The organism is Ulvibacter sp. 2305UL32-6 (assembly GCF_058148545.1).
Window position 1 is genome coordinate 734,464 of the sequence record NZ_JBYVKA010000001.1, and the last position, 17,352, is coordinate 751,815.

Annotated in this window: 24 protein-coding genes; 21 read left to right on the forward strand and 3 right to left on the reverse strand. The window is 34.9% G+C overall.

Translation table 11 applies throughout. The features are described 5' to 3' along the window. The first annotated feature begins 138 nt into the window (after nucleotides 1-138). From ACY2RU_RS03470 to ACY2RU_RS03565, 20 genes are all read left to right on the forward strand, one after another. Nucleotides 139-1,266, forward strand: a complete 1,128-nt coding sequence (locus tag ACY2RU_RS03470) for an alkene reductase (protein ID WP_490137010.1) — start codon at nucleotides 139-141, stop codon at nucleotides 1,264-1,266. A 1-nt stretch (nucleotide 1,267) separates the two neighbouring features. After that, a complete protein-coding gene (locus tag ACY2RU_RS03475; protein ID WP_490137011.1) occupies nucleotides 1,268-1,714 on the forward strand; it encodes a DoxX family protein in 447 nt (148 codons plus the stop codon). Next, on the forward strand, nucleotides 1,714-2,115 hold the full coding sequence (locus ACY2RU_RS03480) for a DUF2721 domain-containing protein (protein WP_490137012.1): 402 nt from the start codon (nucleotides 1,714-1,716) through the stop codon (nucleotides 2,113-2,115). The genes ACY2RU_RS03475 and ACY2RU_RS03480 overlap by 1 nt, the downstream gene beginning before the upstream one ends. A 2-nt stretch (nucleotides 2,116-2,117) precedes the next feature. Then, a complete protein-coding gene (locus ACY2RU_RS03485; RefSeq protein ID WP_490137013.1) occupies nucleotides 2,118-2,501 on the forward strand; it encodes a cupin domain-containing protein in 384 nt (127 codons plus the stop codon). A 7-nt stretch (nucleotides 2,502-2,508) separates the two neighbouring features. Next, nucleotides 2,509-4,167, forward strand: a complete 1,659-nt coding sequence (locus tag ACY2RU_RS03490) for an acetolactate synthase large subunit (RefSeq protein WP_490137014.1) — start codon at nucleotides 2,509-2,511, stop codon at nucleotides 4,165-4,167. Nucleotides 4,168-4,172: 5 nt separating this feature from the next. Beyond that, the gene (locus ACY2RU_RS03495) at nucleotides 4,173-5,540 is read left to right on the forward strand and encodes an NAD-dependent succinate-semialdehyde dehydrogenase (RefSeq protein WP_490137015.1); all 1,368 of its coding nucleotides are present in this window, start codon (nucleotides 4,173-4,175) and stop codon (nucleotides 5,538-5,540) included. An 18-nt stretch (nucleotides 5,541-5,558) separates the two neighbouring features. After that, on the forward strand, nucleotides 5,559-6,032 hold the full coding sequence (locus tag ACY2RU_RS03500) for a Dps family protein (RefSeq protein WP_490137016.1): 474 nt from the start codon (nucleotides 5,559-5,561) through the stop codon (nucleotides 6,030-6,032). 7 nt (nucleotides 6,033-6,039) lie between these two features. Further along, complete coding sequence (locus ACY2RU_RS03505; RefSeq protein ID WP_490137017.1) at nucleotides 6,040-6,411, forward strand: VOC family protein; 372 nt, start codon at nucleotides 6,040-6,042, stop codon at nucleotides 6,409-6,411. A 487-nt stretch (nucleotides 6,412-6,898) separates the two neighbouring features. Then, the gene (locus ACY2RU_RS03510) at nucleotides 6,899-8,092 is read left to right on the forward strand and encodes an IS4 family transposase (RefSeq protein ID WP_490137018.1); all 1,194 of its coding nucleotides are present in this window, start codon (nucleotides 6,899-6,901) and stop codon (nucleotides 8,090-8,092) included. Between the two features lie 96 nt (nucleotides 8,093-8,188). Then, complete coding sequence (locus ACY2RU_RS03515) at nucleotides 8,189-9,079, forward strand: helix-turn-helix domain-containing protein (protein WP_490137019.1); 891 nt, start codon at nucleotides 8,189-8,191, stop codon at nucleotides 9,077-9,079. Nucleotides 9,080-9,334: 255 nt separating this feature from the next. Then, entirely contained in the window at nucleotides 9,335-10,204 is an 870-nt protein-coding gene (locus ACY2RU_RS03520; RefSeq protein WP_490137020.1) for a universal stress protein, read from the forward strand. Nucleotides 10,205-10,273: 69 nt separating this feature from the next. Continuing rightward, nucleotides 10,274-10,699, forward strand: coding sequence for a Dps family protein (locus ACY2RU_RS03525; protein WP_490137470.1), 426 nt, complete (start codon nucleotides 10,274-10,276; stop codon nucleotides 10,697-10,699). An 11-nt stretch (nucleotides 10,700-10,710) separates the two neighbouring features. Next, nucleotides 10,711-11,238: an HdeD family acid-resistance protein gene (locus ACY2RU_RS03530; protein WP_490137021.1), complete on the forward strand. Its 528-nt coding sequence runs from the start codon at nucleotides 10,711-10,713 to the stop codon at nucleotides 11,236-11,238. A gap of 15 nt (nucleotides 11,239-11,253) precedes the next feature. Next, complete coding sequence (locus ACY2RU_RS03535; protein ID WP_490137022.1) at nucleotides 11,254-12,108, forward strand: universal stress protein; 855 nt, start codon at nucleotides 11,254-11,256, stop codon at nucleotides 12,106-12,108. Between the two features lie 5 nt (nucleotides 12,109-12,113). Then, entirely contained in the window at nucleotides 12,114-12,506 is a 393-nt protein-coding gene (locus tag ACY2RU_RS03540; RefSeq protein ID WP_490137023.1) for a VOC family protein, read from the forward strand. Then, nucleotides 12,499-12,930, forward strand: a complete 432-nt coding sequence (locus ACY2RU_RS03545) for a universal stress protein (RefSeq protein WP_490137024.1) — start codon at nucleotides 12,499-12,501, stop codon at nucleotides 12,928-12,930. Before ACY2RU_RS03540 ends, ACY2RU_RS03545 begins: the two co-directional genes overlap by 8 nt. Nucleotides 12,931-12,945: 15 nt before the next feature. Continuing rightward, nucleotides 12,946-13,812, forward strand: coding sequence for a universal stress protein (locus ACY2RU_RS03550; protein WP_490137025.1), 867 nt, complete (start codon nucleotides 12,946-12,948; stop codon nucleotides 13,810-13,812). A 1-nt stretch (nucleotide 13,813) separates the two neighbouring features. Further along, the gene (locus ACY2RU_RS03555; protein ID WP_490137026.1) at nucleotides 13,814-14,167 is read left to right on the forward strand and encodes a SpoIIAA family protein; all 354 of its coding nucleotides are present in this window, start codon (nucleotides 13,814-13,816) and stop codon (nucleotides 14,165-14,167) included. Nucleotides 14,168-14,182: 15 nt separating this feature from the next. Further along, on the forward strand, nucleotides 14,183-14,374 hold the full coding sequence (locus tag ACY2RU_RS03560; protein ID WP_490137027.1) for a hypothetical protein: 192 nt from the start codon (nucleotides 14,183-14,185) through the stop codon (nucleotides 14,372-14,374). A gap of 3 nt (nucleotides 14,375-14,377) precedes the next feature. Further along, complete coding sequence (locus ACY2RU_RS03565) at nucleotides 14,378-14,761, forward strand: hypothetical protein (protein WP_490137028.1); 384 nt, start codon at nucleotides 14,378-14,380, stop codon at nucleotides 14,759-14,761. Between the two features lie 56 nt (nucleotides 14,762-14,817). Here ACY2RU_RS03565 and ACY2RU_RS03570 read toward each other — a convergent pair whose 3' ends face one another. The 3 genes from ACY2RU_RS03570 to ACY2RU_RS03580 form a co-directional block, all read right to left on the reverse strand. Next, nucleotides 14,818-15,087 carry a heavy-metal-associated domain-containing protein gene (locus tag ACY2RU_RS03570; protein ID WP_490137029.1) on the reverse strand — a complete coding sequence of 90 codons (270 nt, stop codon included), beginning with the start codon at nucleotides 15,085-15,087 and terminating at the stop codon, nucleotides 14,818-14,820. A gap of 110 nt (nucleotides 15,088-15,197) precedes the next feature. Then, entirely contained in the window at nucleotides 15,198-15,776 is a 579-nt protein-coding gene (locus ACY2RU_RS03575) for a DUF6134 family protein (RefSeq protein ID WP_490137030.1), read from the reverse strand. Further along, nucleotides 15,773-16,564, reverse strand: coding sequence for a M90 family metallopeptidase (locus ACY2RU_RS03580; protein WP_490137031.1), 792 nt, complete (start codon nucleotides 16,562-16,564; stop codon nucleotides 15,773-15,775). Before ACY2RU_RS03580 ends, ACY2RU_RS03575 begins: the two co-directional genes overlap by 4 nt. Before the next feature lie 132 nt (nucleotides 16,565-16,696). Between ACY2RU_RS03580 and ACY2RU_RS03585 the strand changes: the two genes are divergently transcribed. Next, nucleotides 16,697-17,350 (forward strand): class I SAM-dependent methyltransferase, encoded by a 654-nt coding sequence (locus tag ACY2RU_RS03585; RefSeq protein WP_490137032.1) that lies wholly within the window; start codon nucleotides 16,697-16,699, stop codon nucleotides 17,348-17,350. Nucleotides 17,351-17,352 lie beyond the last annotated feature (2 nt).

Sequence of the window (17,352 nt, forward strand, 5' to 3'; positions counted from 1 at the left end):
GTAGTATCAACAATTTGATGCTACCTTTTTTTACAATATATAACTACCAATATAAGATGTATTTATACCAAAAATTGAGTCGTATACTGCCTTAACTTTGTAGTATTAAAAAGAAGTAATAACCTAAAAATCAAAACAATGAAATATCCAAAATTAAATACCGCATATACTATGAACGGCATCGAATTAAAAAATAGATTCTTGATGGCACCGATGACACGTTCCAGAGCTGATGAAAATGGTGAAGTGCCAAATGCTTTAATGGCAAAGTACTACGGACAACGAACTTCCGCAGGTATCATTATAACCGAAGCCACACAAGTATCCAAACAAGGTATGGGCTATGCAAGAACACCAGGGATTTTTACCAAAGAGCAGATTGAAGGTTGGAAATTAACCACAAACGAAGTGCATAAAAAAGGAAGTAAAATCTTTTTACAACTATGGCACGTGGGAAGAGTTGGTAGTGCCAAGGTAAATGGAATGCAACCTATTGCTCCATCGGCTAAAATCGCAAAAGACACTAGTGTTTATATTTTCGATGGTGCACCCAATGGCGATGCCACTTTTGTTCCAGTTGACGAGCCAAGAGCTATGACACAAGAAGACATTGACCAAGCTATTGAAGAATTTAGACAAGGTGCAAAAAATGCTATTGAAGCTGGATTTGATGGTGTAGAGATTCACGGTGGCAACGGTTATTTAATCGATGAGTTCTTACGAAGTAACTCTAATGTTAGAACCGATAAATATGGTGGCAGTAAAGAAAACCGAACACGTTTTTTATTGGAAGTTACCAAAGCTGTTGCAGATGAAATTGGTGCAGACCGCACAGGGATTAGAATTGCACCATTCATCAAGTTCAAAGATATGGACGACCCAGAGATTTTGGACACCATAATGATAGCGGCTAAGGAACTGGACAAACTCGGAATTACTTATCTACACCTATCAGAAGCAGACTGGGACGATTCCCCACAGATTCCAGCTGATTTCAGAATGGAATTGCGCAAAACATTCAGCAATACAATTATTGCTACTGGCAACAAAACACCAGAGGAAGGCGAGCAATTATTAAATGACAATCTAGTAGATTTAATAGGGTTTGGTAGAAACTTTTTAACCAATCCAGACTATCCAAAGAGATTGGAACTCGGTGCCCCTCTTAATGGAATAAGTGACAACCACACACTCTTTGGTGGTGGTGATGCACGTGGATATACAGATTACCCATTTTTAGAGAGTGAAACAGTTAAGGAAAAATAAGATGGAAATTTTAAATCAAATATTCAGTACATCAAGCAGTTGGGCAGCAACAGTAGCCAGATTAACAGTAGGCCTAATTATGCTGCCACACGGAATGCAAAAAATGTTCGGTTGGTACGGTGGCGAAGGCTTTACAGGAACAATGAACCGGTTTACCGAAGGTATGGGCTACCCTAGCATCATCGCGTTCCTCATCATTTTCTTTGAATTCTTTGGTGCTATTGGATTGATAGTAGGTTTCGCTTCACGGTTTATGGCTTTTGGAATTATCATTTTAATGATAGGTGCTATTGCTCAAGTACATCGTCATTATGGGTATTTTTTGAATTGGCACAATACAATGGAAGGAGAAGGAATGCAATTTAATTTATTGATGATTGGCGTTGCATTCGTGGTTATGATTTTAGGCTCAGGTAATTTATCAGTAGATAGTTTAATAAAATTTTAATGATGATGGATGTTAGTACACCAGCTATACTATTCGGTTCAATAAGTCTGTTACTATTGGCTTATACCAATCGTTTTACGGCGGTGGCCAGATTCATTAGAGAATTAAATGATAATAAGAAAAATTGTGAAAAAGTGATAGTAGATTCTCAAATACCAATTTTAAGAAAGCGCATTAAGCTCATCAAAAGAATGCAGGTATTTGGTGTGATTAGTTTCATTTTATGCACAGGTTCATTGTTTGCCTTGTTTTTTGAAAATCAACTCACAGGGAAACTTTTCTTTACAATAAGCATTTTATCATTATTGGTGTCATTGGTATATGTACTTTGGGAAGTAACTATCTCGACTAAGGCACTAGATATCATATTAGATAACACACAACAACATAAAAACTTTTAAAAATGAAAAAGCAAATAATAAGTAAACCGAACGATTGGAGTCTATGGACACCAGAATTAAAAGAAGCATTAGAAGCTTCAAAAAACAATACCCAAGTTGGCGAAAAAATAGTTTTTGAAAATGATGAATTCAGAGTCTGGAGTATTCATTTACCAGCAGGGCAAAGTCTACCATTTCACAAACACGCCAATCGTTATTTCTGGACAGCGATGAGTACGGGTAAATCACGTTCCTACTATAATGATGGCTCTATAGTAGATACGGAATATGAAATAGGTGACACCAAATATTTCGGAGATTTAAACAAAGACAACTTCTTCATTCATAACCTTGAAAATAGAGGTGATACAATGTTAATTTATACAACGGTAGAATTTTTAAAATAAGAAAGCAATGAAAGCATCAGACCTATTTATAAAAGCATTGGAAAACGAAGGCGTTGAATACATTTTCGGTCTTCCTGGAGAAGAGAATCTTGATTTTTTAGAATCGTTACGTAAATCCGACAAAATCAAATTGGTATTGACACGTCACGAGCAAGGAGCTGGTTTTATGGCTGCCACCTATGGTAGACTTACAGGAAAACCAGGAGTTTGTCTAGCAACTTTAGGACCTGGGGCAACAAATTTAGTAACACCAGCAGCATACGCACAATTAGGTGCAATGCCATTGATACTAATAACTGGACAGAAACCCATAAAAACGAGCAAGCAAGGAAAATTCCAAATTATAGATGTGGTCGAAATGATGCAACCATTAACAAAATCTGCAAAACAGATTACTCACGGCTCACATATTCCATCCATCGTTAGAGAATCCTTTCGTTTAGCTAAAGAAGAAAGGCCAGGTGCAGTTCATATTGAACTTCCGGAGGATATCGCAAGAGAAGAAGTCAATAATCCGCAATTGTTTGATGTGGTTGATTATAGAATTCCACACGCAAGTGACGAAACGATTTCGGAAGCAGTCAAAATGATTGAAACTGCTAAAAACCCACTAATATTAATAGGTGCTGGAGCAAATAGAAAACGTGCAAGTATCGCATTGACAAAATTTGTGGATTCCATTGGAATTCCATTTTTCAACACGCAAATGGGTAAGGGAATAATAGACGAGCACCACCCATTATATTTAGGAACTGCCGCCTTATCTGATTATGATTTTCTTCACGAGGCAATCAGCCATTCAGATTTAATTATCAATGTGGGACACGATACCATTGAAAAACCACCATTCTTTATGCATCCAGATGACAAACGAAAAGTGATACATCTAAACTTTTTCCCTGCGGAAATAGATGAAGTTTACTTTCCACAATTAAATGTCATCGGTGATATTGCTGATAGTGTTTTACAATTGACAAAACAGTTAAAACCAAATGTAAACAAATGGAATACCGATTTCTTTTTAAGTGTAAAAGAAAATGTAACGAGTCATTTGACGAAATACGAAAAAGACGACCGCTTCCCTATTTTACCACAACGTATGGTAAAAATTACTCGGGATGTATTACCAGATGATGGCATTGTAACCTTAGACAATGGTGTTTATAAAATTTGGTTTGCGCGAAATTACCCAGCTTATTTACAAAACAGTGTAATATTAGACAACGCATTAGCAACAATGGGCGCAGGCTTACCATCTGCGATGATGGCAAAAGAATTATATCCCGATAGAAAAGTAATTTCGGTAAATGGTGATGGTGGGTTTATGATGAACTCGCAAGAACTAGAAACAGCGGTTCGTCTTGGATTGGATTTAGTAGTCATCATATTAAATGATAATGCCTATGGAATGATACAATGGAAACAAGAAGGTGAAGGATTTCCAAAATATGGACTCGATTATGGGAATCCCGATTTTGTGAAATATGCCGAAAGCTTTGGGGCTAAAGGTTACAGACCCGATTCCGTTGAAGGCTTTAAAAACACCTTACAAAAAGTATTGAACTCAAAGGGAGTTCAAGTCATAGACCTAGCGGTCGATTACTCATTAAATCACGAAATTCTGAATGTTCTAATCAAGGAATATTCCAAAAACCTAAAAAAATAGAAATTATGGCAAGTACAACGATAATAAATCCGGCAACTGGAAAAAAAGTAGCGGAATATCAACGCATTGATGTTATAGAAGCAAAAGAGAAAGTAGCGCAATCCAAAAAGGCCTACGATTCTTGGAAAAAACTCAGCTATGACGAACGTGCAACGTATATGCGAAAATTGGCGAAAGTCTTTGAAAAGAACAAAGAAAGCTATGCACAATTGGCCACACAAGAAATGGGCAAGACCATTACGCAGGCAAGAAAAGAAATGGATAAGTGTATTTTGATTATCAACTATTATGCTGATAACATCCATACACTTTTGGGTAATGAAAGCGTAAAAACAGAAGCCACAAAAAGCTATGTAACGTTTATGCCAATTGGTGTAATCCTAGCGGTAATGCCTTGGAATTTTCCGTTCTATCAGGTGATTCGTTTTGCAGCACCTGCTCTAATGGCTGGTAATACGGGAGTATTAAAACACGCATCCAACGTCCAGGGAAGTGCATTCGCCTTGGAAGAAGCCTTTAGAGAAGCAGGATTCCCAGAAGGTGCTTTTACCAATTTGAATATCAGTGCTCGGAATGTAAAAGATATCATCGAAGATAAGAATATCGTAGCCGTAACCTTAACAGGTAGCGACCCGGCAGGGCGTTCGGTAGCTTCCATTGCAGGTCAAAATTTAAAAAAGACGGTATTGGAGCTCGGTGGTAGTGATGCCTACGTTATTCTTGATGATGCGGACTTGGAGCAAGCCACCGATTTGGCAACGTTCGGAAGACTACAAAATAATGGCCAGACCTGTGTCGCCGCAAAACGCTTTGTGGTACTCGATGCTATTTATGACCAGTTTTTAAAACTCTATACCAAAAAAATGGAAGCAGCCAAAATGGGTGACCCAACTGATGAATCCACCTATTACGGACCAATGGCGCGAGTGGATTTAAGGGATGAAATCCACGAACAGGTTAACAAGACCATTTCACAAGGAGGTAGATTGGTTTTAGGCGGAAACGTTCCTGAAGGAGAAGGTGCATATTATCCAGCGACCATACTAGCGGATTTACAACCTGGTATGGAAGCGTTCGACAACGAACTTTTTGGACCAGTGGCATCCGTAATTAGAGCAAAAGATGAAGTGGAAGCGATTGAACTAGCCAATAATTCGCAATTTGGATTAGGCTCTGGAGTAATTACTGGGAACAAAGAACGTGGCGAAAAAGTGGCACTGCAATTAGAAGCAGGTAGCAGTTTTGTAAACAAACTAGTGGTTTCAGACCCAAGATTACCCTTTGGCGGAATTAAAAATAGTGGTTACGGAAGAGAGCTTTCTGGCTATGGAATCAGAGAATTTGTAAATACAAAATCCATTTGGATTGATTAATAATTAAAATAACACAAAATGAAAACTAATATTGGAATATCAGAAGAAAACCGTCAAGCGGTGGCGAACGAATTGGCTAAACTTTTAGCAGACGAGTACATTTTATATACAAAAACCAGAAACGCCCATTGGAATGTGGAAGGAGCTGATTTTTATGACAAGCACAAGCTGTTCGAGTCACAGTACGAACAGTTAGATGAAATTATAGACAATGTAGCAGAGCGAATTCGTTCATTGGGTCATTATGCACCAGCAACTTTGAAGGAATTCTTGTCTTTAACCCATTTAACTGAGCGAGAACAAAACGATAATAGCGCAAAGGGATATATAAAAGAGTTGTTGCAAGACCACGAAACAATTGCAATGAAACTAAGAGAAAACATAAATCCCTTTGCAGACAAGTATAAAGATTTAGGAACCAGCGATTTTATTACAGGACTCTTAGAAGAACACGAGAAAATAGCTTGGTTTCTGCGTTCACACTTAAAATAAAACAGAAATGAAATTAGACCACGTTACCATAAGAACAACAAACTTAAAGGAAACAAAAGATTTTTTTTTAAAGGTATTTGATTTAGAAGAAAAACCACGGCCTAAAGCTATTCAGAGAATACCTGGTCATTGGCTATATCATAATGATGCTCCTTTGGTGCATCTAATTGGTAGCAGAGGAATAAGTCAAGATTTTGCTGCTGAAGCCATCGACCACGTTGGTATTAAATTGGAGGGTTATGCAAAATTCAAGAAGAAATTGGAAAGCTTGGATATTCCTTATTCGTTAATGGATTTACCAGAACTAGATGAAAGGCGCATTTTCTTTAGAACGCCGAAAGGCCCTATTTTGGAAGCTGTATTTAAAGGGGAATATTAATTTATTTTATATATGCAAATCAATTCACCCTAGACAACAGGAATTAGCGTAGAATTTAACAATATTTTTTGTACTCTAATTCGATAAAATTATCTTTGGAAGCACTAAACCTAAAAACTGAGTACTAACTAAAAAATGGAATTTACATATAATTTTGTAAGCTTAATAGATACATTAGGGGTTATCCAAGGATTGTTATTTGGCTTAATGCTTATTCTCTTGCATTCCAAAAGCAATAAGCCCACACTTTTTTTAGGATTATTTATCTTGCTTTTTGCATTAGAGCCTATTCCAAATATTTTAGAAGATTTAAGCGTTCTAAGACAATCCCCAAAATGGGAACTGTTCCCCGTTAACTTTCATTTTTTAGCATATCCACTTTTCTATATTTATATTCAGTAGTGTCCGATTAAAATATTAAAAGCGGGATTTCCCTTGTTGGATTTCCCGCTTGTTTTATACCTTGATGTTACCACACAATCGAGATATGAATAAAAGTACACATTTTAGCGGACAGCCTATTATCAAACAACTCTTAAAGTTACTTTCTCCCGATATTATTACCCGGACAGTTAAGCAACATAGTAGTGATAGGTATTATAAACGTTTTAAGACCTATGACCATTTAGTAACAATGCTCTACGCCACCTTAAGCGGAGTAAGCTCTTTACGGGAACTGTCCACGGTACTGCTTGCCTGTGAGGGCAGAATAGGGCATTTGAACCTAAAACACTTTCCAAGACGGAGCACCTTGTCCGATGCCAATAAGAATCGTAACAGTGAGGTCTTTGCCGGTATCTATTATGGCTTGTTCAATGTCTATAGTTCGTTTTTATCGGACAGCAATCCGGTGTCGTTGCCGGTAAAGCACTTAAAGATCGTGGATTCGACCACCATTAGCCTTTTTAGCGGCATATTGAAAGGTGCGGGACGTAATCCCATTAACGGAAAAAAGAAAGGGGGTATAAAAATGCACACCATGATAAATGCTTTAGAGGATGTGCCATGCCTTGTCCGTTTTAGTAGTGCCGCTACCCATGACCATACCTTTTTAAAAGACCTGAACCTGGAGAAAGGTTCTTTCGTGGTCTTTGACAAGGCATATAACGACTACCTGCAATACCTGCAATGGACCGAAGACGACATCTATTTTGTAACCAGACAAAAGGACAATGCCGTTTATAAAAGCGTAGAGGAGTCCGACCTGTCCGATACCACAAGTGATGCCGTGCTGAAAGATGAACGCATCAATGTTCATAAAAAAGACAAGACCATTGAACTGAGACGCATCGCATACTGGGATGGTGAAAAAGAAAAAGTGTACGGGTTCATTACCAACCACTTTGATCTGGAACCTGATAAAATAGCTGCTATTTACAAACACCGATGGCAGATAGAGACAATGTTCAAAAGGCTCAAGCAGAACTTCCCGCTCAAATACTTCCTCGGGGACAACCAAAATGCCATTGAGATACAGATATGGTGCGGGCTCATCATCCAACTATTGATGCTTGTCGTACAAAGGAGAACCAAGCGTAGATGGGCCTACTCGAATATGGTGTCAATAGTCCGCTTTCACCTGATGACCTATATCGACCTGTCCAAATTCCTCGAGAATCCCGACCAAAAGTGGGAGAACCTCACAACAAAACCACCGGATAGACAGCTGGCCCTATTCTAAGGCAGACCCCTTGCTATTGGGAAATCTAAAAAACATACCACATTTACTACGTTTGGCAGACTATTTTTAGTAAAACCGTATTTTAGTCGGACACTAATGATTTATATTCAAAAAATATCAATTTTAAAGAACGAAAAAAGTAGTTATTGGACACTTATTCCTGGGTTAATAGAAGTTTTCGCAGCTTTTATAGTTTTCTTTTTGCCCGTGACTACTAAGCTTCAGTTGAAGGACTCATCTTTTGCTACTATTTATTTTATCATAGGACAATTTTACACATTGTACATTTGCTTTCTAATTTTGAAATGGATTCGTTCACACGCTAAAGAAGTGGCAGAGCAGTATAGTTCAACAAATCGTAAAACGCTGGAATGGTCAAGATGGTTTATTTATGTTAGCATCATTTTCCATCTTTTATTATTAACAAGTCATTTTATCGATAATTTGGCCTTATATGTCTTTGTATCTATAATAAATGTGATTTTAATTTATTGGGTTTCTTTCAAAGGTATCGCTCAACAGAATGTCATTGCTCTTATTTGGGCCTCACCGCCTTTAAATGAAGAAGAGGTACATATTCCCTATAAAAATACTCCCAAAGAACAACTTAACATAACTTCCAATTCAACTAATAACTCGTTAACAGCTGAAGAGGTGAGTGAAATTCTTGAAACTGTTACCGAATATATGTTAAGTTCTCAATGCTACATTAATGATAAGCTCACCATAATTGATGTTGCAGAAGCTGTCAATATTCATCCTAAAAGAATTTCTCATTCTTTAAATTCGAAACTAAATGTTAATTTCAATAATTTCATAAATTCTTACAGAATTGAAAAAGCTAAAAACCTACTTAAAAGTGACAGTACTCAAAACCTATCAGTTGAAGGTATTGGTTTTGAAGTAGGGTTTCATTCTAAAACTTCTTTCTACTCTGCTTTCAAAAAAAATGTAGGTACCACTCCTGCTAGATATAAAAATTCATAATTCATTTTCTACATACTTAGTTCACATTTCTGAATAGTGAACTTCTACAAGGCACAAAATATTGGTCTCTCCATAATTCTTTCTGAAATTTGTAGAGTAAAACAAATATAAGTATTGTTTTTCATGATTGATTGGTTGGTTGAAAAGCCCTCTTGATGTAAAATTGATTGATAGCTACTCTGAATAGAGTATTCATATATGGAGGGCTTTTTCTTTAAAAAACAAAGCATTAACAATATATTAAACTTAAAAGAAATGAAAACGATTTTAGTTCCCACAGATTTTTCTGAAACAGCAAATCACGCTTTACAAGTTGCTGCTCAATTAGCAAAAAACAACAATGCAAAGTTAGTGATGTTGCATATGTTAGAAATCCCTGAACATATTATGCCAGCGCTTCAACCTTCAAATGACGTTCACCCAACACATAACACCCATCAAAACGATATTCCAGAGGCTATATTTTATATGAAATTAGCCCATAAACGATTTGAGGAAACTAAAGAGTTAGGCATTTTAGATGGAATTGATTATGAAGAGGCCATCCAAAATCACTTAAATTTTAAAGGCATTATAGATTCTGCACACAAGCACGATGCAGATTTAATTGTTATGGGTTCACACGGTAGTTCTAGTTTTAAAGAAGCCTTTGTAGGTTCCCATACAGAGAAAGTAGTTCGCACTTCTGACATTCCAGTACTAGTTATTAAGGAAGGTAGTAGTGATTTTGCGGTTAATGATTTTGTTTTTGCAAGCAATTTGGATACTGAAAATGTTGAGTCATTAGTAGACGCTTATAATTTGGCTACTAATTTCAATGCAAAATTACACGTGGTTTATATAAACACCCCTGGTAGGGATTTTTTAACGACGAAACAAATAGATGATAAGATGCAAACATTTATTGGTGCATCTTCGTTAGAATTCAATAACCTCACAACTAATGTATATGATGACATTAGTGTTGAACAAGGCATCTTAAATTTTAGCAAAAAAGTAAATGCGGATTTAATTGGTGTGCCCACACACGGCCGAAGAGGATTAGCGCACTTTATAAACCATAGTGTGAGCGAGGATATTGTTAATCACGCAAATACACCTGTTATCACATTTAAAATTAGATAATTAATAACTATAAAGATGAAAAATTTAAACAGTATAGGTCTTGATTAAGACAAAACGAATGAGTTAGCAATACTACTGAATGATTTGTTAGCCAATTACTCTACCTTTTATCAAAATGTGCGTGGCTATCATTGGAACATTAAAGGAGACAAGTTTTTTGAATTACATATAAAATTTGAAGAATTATATAACAACCTTTTTGTTAAAATTGATGATGTAGCAGAACGGGTTTTGACATTAGGTCATACACCAAATCACAAATATTCAACATATTTAAATAAAGCCTCTATTAAAGAAACTAATGAGGTAACTGATCCTTATAACTCAGTTGCTCAAATTCTGGAAGCTTTTAAAGTGCTACTTACCAAACAACGTCATATTCTGTCGCTTTCTTCTGAAATCGAAGATGAAGGCACTAATGCTATGATGAGTGATAATATTAGGGAACAAGAAAAATTGGTTTGGATGTATTCTTCATTTTTAAGTACCAAATAATCACCCTAAAAATGAAATCTAATACACATTCCATACTAGCTATCGCAAAAGGTATTATTCTTGCTGTTTTAGGCATTCTAGCCATTGTAAAACCGGTAGAGACAATAACTGTCTTAACCTTATACTTTGGTGCAGCATTAGCAGTAAGAGGTAGTTACTTATTGATTACTGGTTTTAGAATAAAAAAAGGAAATAACCGAAAGAGCTGGATTGTACTTAATGGGTTGATGGATGTTGTTTTTGGTTTAGTATTACTAATACACCCAGAGATATCATTAAATATACTACCAATTATTATAGGGTTTTGGGCTATTATGAGTGGATTATTAGAATCTGCCATAGCAACTACTCGTAATTTTAAAAAGTCTTGGCCACAATTTTTATTTGGAAATGTCATCTTCATTTTTGGATGGCTAATTCTATTACATCCATTTATTACAGGAGTTATACTTTCAGATTTATTTGGTGGCCTTCTCATCTTTATGGGATTAGGCTACATAGTATTATCAATAGCATTTAATCGAATTTTCAATAAATAAAACAAATAAGTACTAATGAAAAATATTCTTATACCCACAGACTTTTCAGAAAATGCATACAATGCAATAAAATATGCCATGCATCTTTTCGAACAGGAAAAGTGTACGTTTCACTTCTTGCATACTTATACACCAACAGCTTATGCGTATGATTTTAACACTGGTGCTGGCTTAATAGGTGTAGAATCATTAAAGAGCGAGACCGATTTGGTATATCAAGACTCTCAAGGCAATTTGCGCAGTTTGTTAGAGCGTATTATTGAAGACTACCCAAACGACAAGCACGAGTTTGATACCATTTCTGCCTATAACATTCTAACAGATGAAATCAATACGCAAATTGAAGAACGAAACATTGATTTAGTAATTATGGGCACACAAGGTGCTACAGGCGCTAAAGAAGTTTTATTTGGTAGCAATACCTTATATGTAATGCGTAAAGCAACGTGTCCAGTTTTAGCAATACCTGAAAATTTCCATTTCAAATACATAGACAATGTATTGTTTCCAAGTGATTATAAGCACGCATATACAAAAGAAGACGTGCAATCCATTATCGAGCTGGCAGCTCTAAATGAAGCTACGGTTCATACACTTCATATTTCAAATGAAATCGAATTATCTAAAGTACAACGTGAAAACCGAGATGCCATCAACGAATATTTTCGAAGCATAAAACACGATTTCAAAGAAGTACCAGACGAAAATGTTCCAGATGCTATTGCACACTACATTAATGATAACCATATTGAGTTATTAGCAATGACACGAAGAAAGCATTCTTTTTTAGAACGTTTGTTATTTAAACAAAATATTAAGGTCATTGGACTACATATTAAAATCCCATTTTTAGTGATTCCAGTAAATTGAAAATTATGTTTAAGGTAGAACATATAGATCATTTAGTGCTCACAGTGGCTTCGGTACGAAGAGCTTGTAAGTTTTACAATGAAAATTTAGGAATGGAGGTTGTTACTTTTGGAGATAATAGAAAGGCTTTGCATTTTGGATCTTACAAAATAAATCTTCATCAATTAGGTAGCACAATTGAGCCAAAAGCACGAAATCCTCATCCTGGAAGTGCAGATTTATGTCTAATCACGAATACTGCAGTTGAAAAGGTACGGCAAGAACTAATTTCAAAAAACATTATTGTTATCTCAGATGTGGTAGAGCGTACAGGTGCACAAGGCACTATTAAATCTGTATATTTTTATGATCCGGATGGAAACTTATTAGAAATATCAAACTATATAAATTATGATTGAAAAAATCTTGATTGCAATAGACGATAGCACTTCGGCTATGCACGCGGCAAATTATGGTATTGAACTCGCAAAAATGATAAAAGCTCAAGTGGGCGTTGTCTATGTTACAAATTACAGCATTGGAAACATTGAAGCAGGAGTCTTACCAAATGTGGTCGAAAAGCAACTACAACAAAGACACGATGTTTTAATGGACGAAATAAATATTATCCATCCAGAGGTTGAGCTCGAAGAATTCGATCCGATTGGCAAACCAGAAACAGAAATTGAGAACATCATTTCACTTTGGAAACCCAGCCTATTAATAATTGGTCATCACACACACGGTTTTTTAGAAAATCTCTTTGGTCATCATACAGAGAATCGTTTAATACATCATTTAACAATACCACTCTTAATAGTACCAGAAAAAATAATTAACTAAAAAAACTTCAAAACTATGTATTTAAAACTCAACATTGTTGCTGGAGCAACAGGAACCGAAAAGGATCAAAAACTGGCATCATACCTAGATTTTTTTGCAGGTAAAATATCCGTAGAAAAAATCACACACTTGCACGTAGTTCAAAAATTATACGATACAGATAATTATTATTCCTCTTATAATGATGCTTTTGATAATATGACAAAAGTGATTAAAGAAGAAGAGATAGAACCATTATTGGATACCTACAAAAATGTTAATCACCTTGAAGCTGAAGTCATTTCTGGTCGTGTAATTCAAGAATTTAAAAACCTTATAAAGAAGGAAAAACCAAACTTTGTTGCTTTAGGTAAAAAAGATAAATCCTCTAGTAAAATAGCTAAAAATATTATTAGAAAAACTGACTGTAATGTAATGGTAGTTCCAGAACATTCTGCAAAAACGTTTACCAATATTCTCGTTCCTGTAGATCTTTCTGAACATTCTGGGAAACTATTAGCAAATGCTATCGCAATACAAGAACAGTCGTCTGAAGTAGTCTTTATCACCTGCTTGCACGCTTATGACATACCAGACATTCCTTACTACAATGTATTACGTACAGAAGCACAAATGCATAGAGATGCCAAAGAAACAGTACAAGAAGCATTTAATACTTTTATAGAAAAGCACCAAACAGAAACCAGCAACATCACGCCTGTTCTAATCGAAGAGTCTAACAGTTGGCCAAGTCATTATATTTTGGATTACATCAACAAAAATGATGTTGATTTTGTAATAATGGGAACAACAAGGCACAGTAAATTTGAAGCTTTATTAGGAAGTACTACAGAAAGAGTAATCTCTAAAAACGATAAATGTCCAATCCTAATAATCAAATAATATGAAAGCAATAATTGAACACGGAAATATTATAGCGGTAGAGTTTACTAACCGTGTCATTCAAAAAGACGATATAGTTATGCTGGAGGGTTTGATTAATTCAGTAAAGACCAACCATAATCACATCAATATTTTAATCTTATTTACACAACTAGAATCCATAACCTTTAAAGCGTGTTTAGAGAGCCTAAAACTACTAATTGATGATAGAAAAGACATTAATAAAATTGCTGTAATCTCAAATAAGTCGGTATATAATCTTGGAACTAAAATAGATAATTTGTTCACACCTTGGAAAGAGCATTATTTTGATATTGATGAATTAGATAGCGCCTGGGAATGGCTTAAAGAATAATAAAAACATCATATTATGTTTCAAAAGAAATTTGTTTATATCGTAATTCTTGTGGCTGTTGTTTTGCTCGCGCTAAACATTTACGAATTAGTCTTTCTAAACCATAGTGTGAGTGCCTATGGAGGCATAATAACCAATGTATTACTTATCATATTGATGGTAATCATCTTAAAGAACAAAGAAGAAAACAACAATAACATCTATTAAATAATGAAAAATAAAATTTACATTTCAGACCTACACTTTGAGCATACAGCTTGGAAAAGTGAACTATCGTTTCAAAAAGACGAGCTAAAAATATTTCAAAATCGATTGGAAGAAGTGGCTTTGCGATGGACCAAAAAAGAAGTGATGGTTCAAGTAGAACACTTTCAAAATAACTTTTTGCGTCATAACGAGGTCGTAGATACATTACAACATAAAATCAATGTTCACGAAGATGGGCTTTCTGCTTTTGCTAAAGAACATCCAGTAGCTATAGACCACGTTCATTTTAAAGACCATAAAGAGTTTAGGGACGAAATTGAAACCCAGCGTAAAATATTTGCAGAATTAAAAACTGAATTTTTACGGTTTTTAACAGAAACGATGTAGTTAATTTAAAAACCCAGTAATATTTTTTATAGATTTTACTGGGTTTGTGATAACACTCATTTTTCCAAAGTTGGAAAAAAACCTTTGGGTATGCAATGTAAACCTATATGTTTAACTGCATCCTCAATATCGGCAACAGATACTAATTTAGAAGTATGGACAATAAATTCCTTTGGAAAAACTTCTTGAATAGGAACAACATCTTTTACACCATCAACTTTCTCAATAGCTTCTTTTATTTTATTCATTTGCTTGTCTGATGTAGCATTGGTGCCAAAAATTCTACCGTGATCACTAGGGATTACATTTTCTGTTAGTAAACTCATTTTATATGTTTTTAAGATTGTTTAACTTTTAATCAAATTTAAGAAGTAATTACACAACTATAAATTTACTAATCAATGAAACGTACATAATTCTGAAATATGAACACTAACTACATCTTTGTAATACTAAAACTTAACAACGGATGATGAATAATAGTCTCTTTTAAGATACCTTCTTCATAAATAAATTCGTTACCACTCGCTTTGCCTGGATGTATTATTTGATAGGTATGTTCACTTTCTTTTTTAACAGTAGTTTCATAACCGTCAATCTCTGAGAACATCTTAGAAATATCCTTAGGCTCATAAAAATAGAGCATTGCACCACTGTAACTTATTGCTTCATTATAAGTAGAAATCTTTCCATTTTCCGTAATATGGTAACCATTTTCTTCTTTTTTAATAACCATAGACGAATGTAATTTATTGTTGACATATGTTTTTACCTCGCTAGAAGTTAACTCGCCTTTTTTATAGATACTAGTTAAGTTATATTTTAAGTCAATATGAAGGATGAGCTTAACACGGACAAAACTGCTAATGTGTATTATGGTTTCATCATCATTTTGAGTTTGTGCTACCTTCAAAGTGCCAAGCTTCTTGCTTTTATGTGCTATTTCATATTGAGCTTCTTGCGAATGGCAGAAACAAAAACTTAAAAGTAAGAGCATAAAGATTTTAATTTTCATATCGTTTTCCTTTTAATGTTTTTACCTTGATGGAAACATTCAGATAACATTTTATAAAGTTCGGGATGCTTTCTCTCTAACAAATCTGGGCGCTCAAAAAAATACTCTGAAGCTACAGCAAAAAATTCCGCTTCACTTGTACCGCCATAACCTCTTATATCCGAATGATTATTATTAATCGCTTCCATTTCCTTGTGCACCAATTTCAACCAAGGAACAGTATATTGATGTTGTAATATTTCTTCCGGGAAACCGTCTGTAACACCATCCCCTTTGTCTAATAAATGAACAAATTCGTGAATGGCAGTATTGTTTTTATCGGTTGCATTTTGAAAACCTTGACAAAGCGCTTTCTGCGATAAAATCATTTGTTTTTCAAAGCGTCCCGTACCTACTAGACCTGCTATATTTCTTGATGTTGCCCCTTTTTTAAATTCTAGTTCCTTATTGAAATGATCTGGATATAATAAGATTCCACTTAAATTAGTGTAATGCCATTCTTTAAAACCAAAAACTGGAATAACAGCACTTGCGGCTATTAAAATCTTATCCAAATCTCGTATCTCAAGTTCAACGCCGTCTATATAGACTTCGCTTAAAAATTGCACCATTCTTTTCTGGAATTGCAGCTGCTTCTCATTAGACAATTCTCTATAAAAACGAACATATTTTATAAGTAATGGATGCCAGTGTAACGGAAATGTTTTCACCCTTCTTCTTCTATTAATTTGATAAATAGAAAAAATAATCAAGAGAATAAAAAGCCCAAAAATGACATATAAAAGCATAATACAAATTACAAAAAAACAATAGCAAGTTTCATAGCCTCATTGCCTGAAGTATGTTCATAATTCTGAAATCTGAACTTTATCCCAAACGTCTACGAAATATTCTATCAACAATTAAAGTAACTTTATAAAGTGAAAACATTAAAAAGAATATTAAATACCAAAAAAACAAAAAACAGCTACAAAAATGTAGTTTGGTTTTACGATGCTTGGGGTGCATTTACAGAATCGAAAGCCATAAAAAAAGCGCTTTCACTTGCCGAGATAAAAGATCAACAATCCATTATTGAAATTGCTTGCGGAACAGGAACTGTATTTTGTGATATTGTGAAACAAAACCCAAATGGAGATAATCTGGGCATAGACTTGTCCCCAGCAATGCTAGCAAAAGCAAAAAAACGTCTAAAAAATTTAGATTCAACTAATTACACCCTTATAGAAGGTGACGTTTTAAATCTCAACATTACAGATGAAACGTATGATTTATTGATTAATAATTATATGATCGATTTAATGCCAGAAGAAACTTTTGATACCATTGTTTCAGAATTTTATCGCATACTAAAACCTCACGGAATTGCCGTAATTACTACTTTTTCTCACGGCACTAAAACAATGCATAAGTTTTGGGCTTTAATTGCCAAATACGTTCCTGGGCTTTTAACGGGTTGTAGACCTGTAACAATAAGTAACACGCTTACAAACGCTGGTTTTGTTATTGATAATGAAGTTGAAATCAGTCAAAATACCTTTCCATCAAAAATATATAAAGTAAGAAAAAAGTGATT

Excerpts from the sequence above, each read along its gene's own strand:
- ACY2RU_RS03470 (WP_490137010.1), top strand. The coding sequence starts at position 139 with ATGAAATATCCAAAATTAAATACCGCATATACTATGAACGGCATCGAA.
- ACY2RU_RS03475 (WP_490137011.1), top strand. The coding sequence starts at position 1,268 with ATGGAAATTTTAAATCAAATATTCAGTACATCAAGCAGTTGGGCAGCA.
- ACY2RU_RS03480 (WP_490137012.1), top strand. The coding sequence starts at position 1,714 with ATGATGATGGATGTTAGTACACCAGCTATACTATTCGGTTCAATAAGT.
- ACY2RU_RS03485 (WP_490137013.1), top strand. The coding sequence starts at position 2,118 with ATGAAAAAGCAAATAATAAGTAAACCGAACGATTGGAGTCTATGGACA.
- ACY2RU_RS03490 (WP_490137014.1), top strand. The coding sequence starts at position 2,509 with ATGAAAGCATCAGACCTATTTATAAAAGCATTGGAAAACGAAGGCGTT.
- ACY2RU_RS03495 (WP_490137015.1), top strand. The coding sequence starts at position 4,173 with ATGGCAAGTACAACGATAATAAATCCGGCAACTGGAAAAAAAGTAGCG.
- ACY2RU_RS03500 (WP_490137016.1), top strand. The coding sequence starts at position 5,559 with ATGAAAACTAATATTGGAATATCAGAAGAAAACCGTCAAGCGGTGGCG.
- ACY2RU_RS03505 (WP_490137017.1), top strand. The coding sequence starts at position 6,040 with ATGAAATTAGACCACGTTACCATAAGAACAACAAACTTAAAGGAAACA.
- ACY2RU_RS03510 (WP_490137018.1), top strand. The coding sequence starts at position 6,899 with ATGAATAAAAGTACACATTTTAGCGGACAGCCTATTATCAAACAACTC.
- ACY2RU_RS03515 (WP_490137019.1), top strand. The coding sequence starts at position 8,189 with ATGATTTATATTCAAAAAATATCAATTTTAAAGAACGAAAAAAGTAGT.
- ACY2RU_RS03520 (WP_490137020.1), top strand. The coding sequence starts at position 9,335 with ATGAAAACGATTTTAGTTCCCACAGATTTTTCTGAAACAGCAAATCAC.
- ACY2RU_RS03530 (WP_490137021.1), top strand. The coding sequence starts at position 10,711 with ATGAAATCTAATACACATTCCATACTAGCTATCGCAAAAGGTATTATT.
- ACY2RU_RS03535 (WP_490137022.1), top strand. The coding sequence starts at position 11,254 with ATGAAAAATATTCTTATACCCACAGACTTTTCAGAAAATGCATACAAT.
- ACY2RU_RS03540 (WP_490137023.1), top strand. The coding sequence starts at position 12,114 with ATGTTTAAGGTAGAACATATAGATCATTTAGTGCTCACAGTGGCTTCG.
- ACY2RU_RS03545 (WP_490137024.1), top strand. The coding sequence starts at position 12,499 with ATGATTGAAAAAATCTTGATTGCAATAGACGATAGCACTTCGGCTATG.
- ACY2RU_RS03550 (WP_490137025.1), top strand. The coding sequence starts at position 12,946 with ATGTATTTAAAACTCAACATTGTTGCTGGAGCAACAGGAACCGAAAAG.
- ACY2RU_RS03555 (WP_490137026.1), top strand. The coding sequence starts at position 13,814 with ATGAAAGCAATAATTGAACACGGAAATATTATAGCGGTAGAGTTTACT.
- ACY2RU_RS03560 (WP_490137027.1), top strand. The coding sequence starts at position 14,183 with ATGTTTCAAAAGAAATTTGTTTATATCGTAATTCTTGTGGCTGTTGTT.
- ACY2RU_RS03565 (WP_490137028.1), top strand. The coding sequence starts at position 14,378 with ATGAAAAATAAAATTTACATTTCAGACCTACACTTTGAGCATACAGCT.
- ACY2RU_RS03570 (WP_490137029.1), bottom strand. The coding sequence starts at position 15,087 with ATGAGTTTACTAACAGAAAATGTAATCCCTAGTGATCACGGTAGAATT.
- ACY2RU_RS03575 (WP_490137030.1), bottom strand. The coding sequence starts at position 15,776 with ATGAAAATTAAAATCTTTATGCTCTTACTTTTAAGTTTTTGTTTCTGC.
- ACY2RU_RS03580 (WP_490137031.1), bottom strand. The coding sequence starts at position 16,564 with ATGCTTTTATATGTCATTTTTGGGCTTTTTATTCTCTTGATTATTTTT.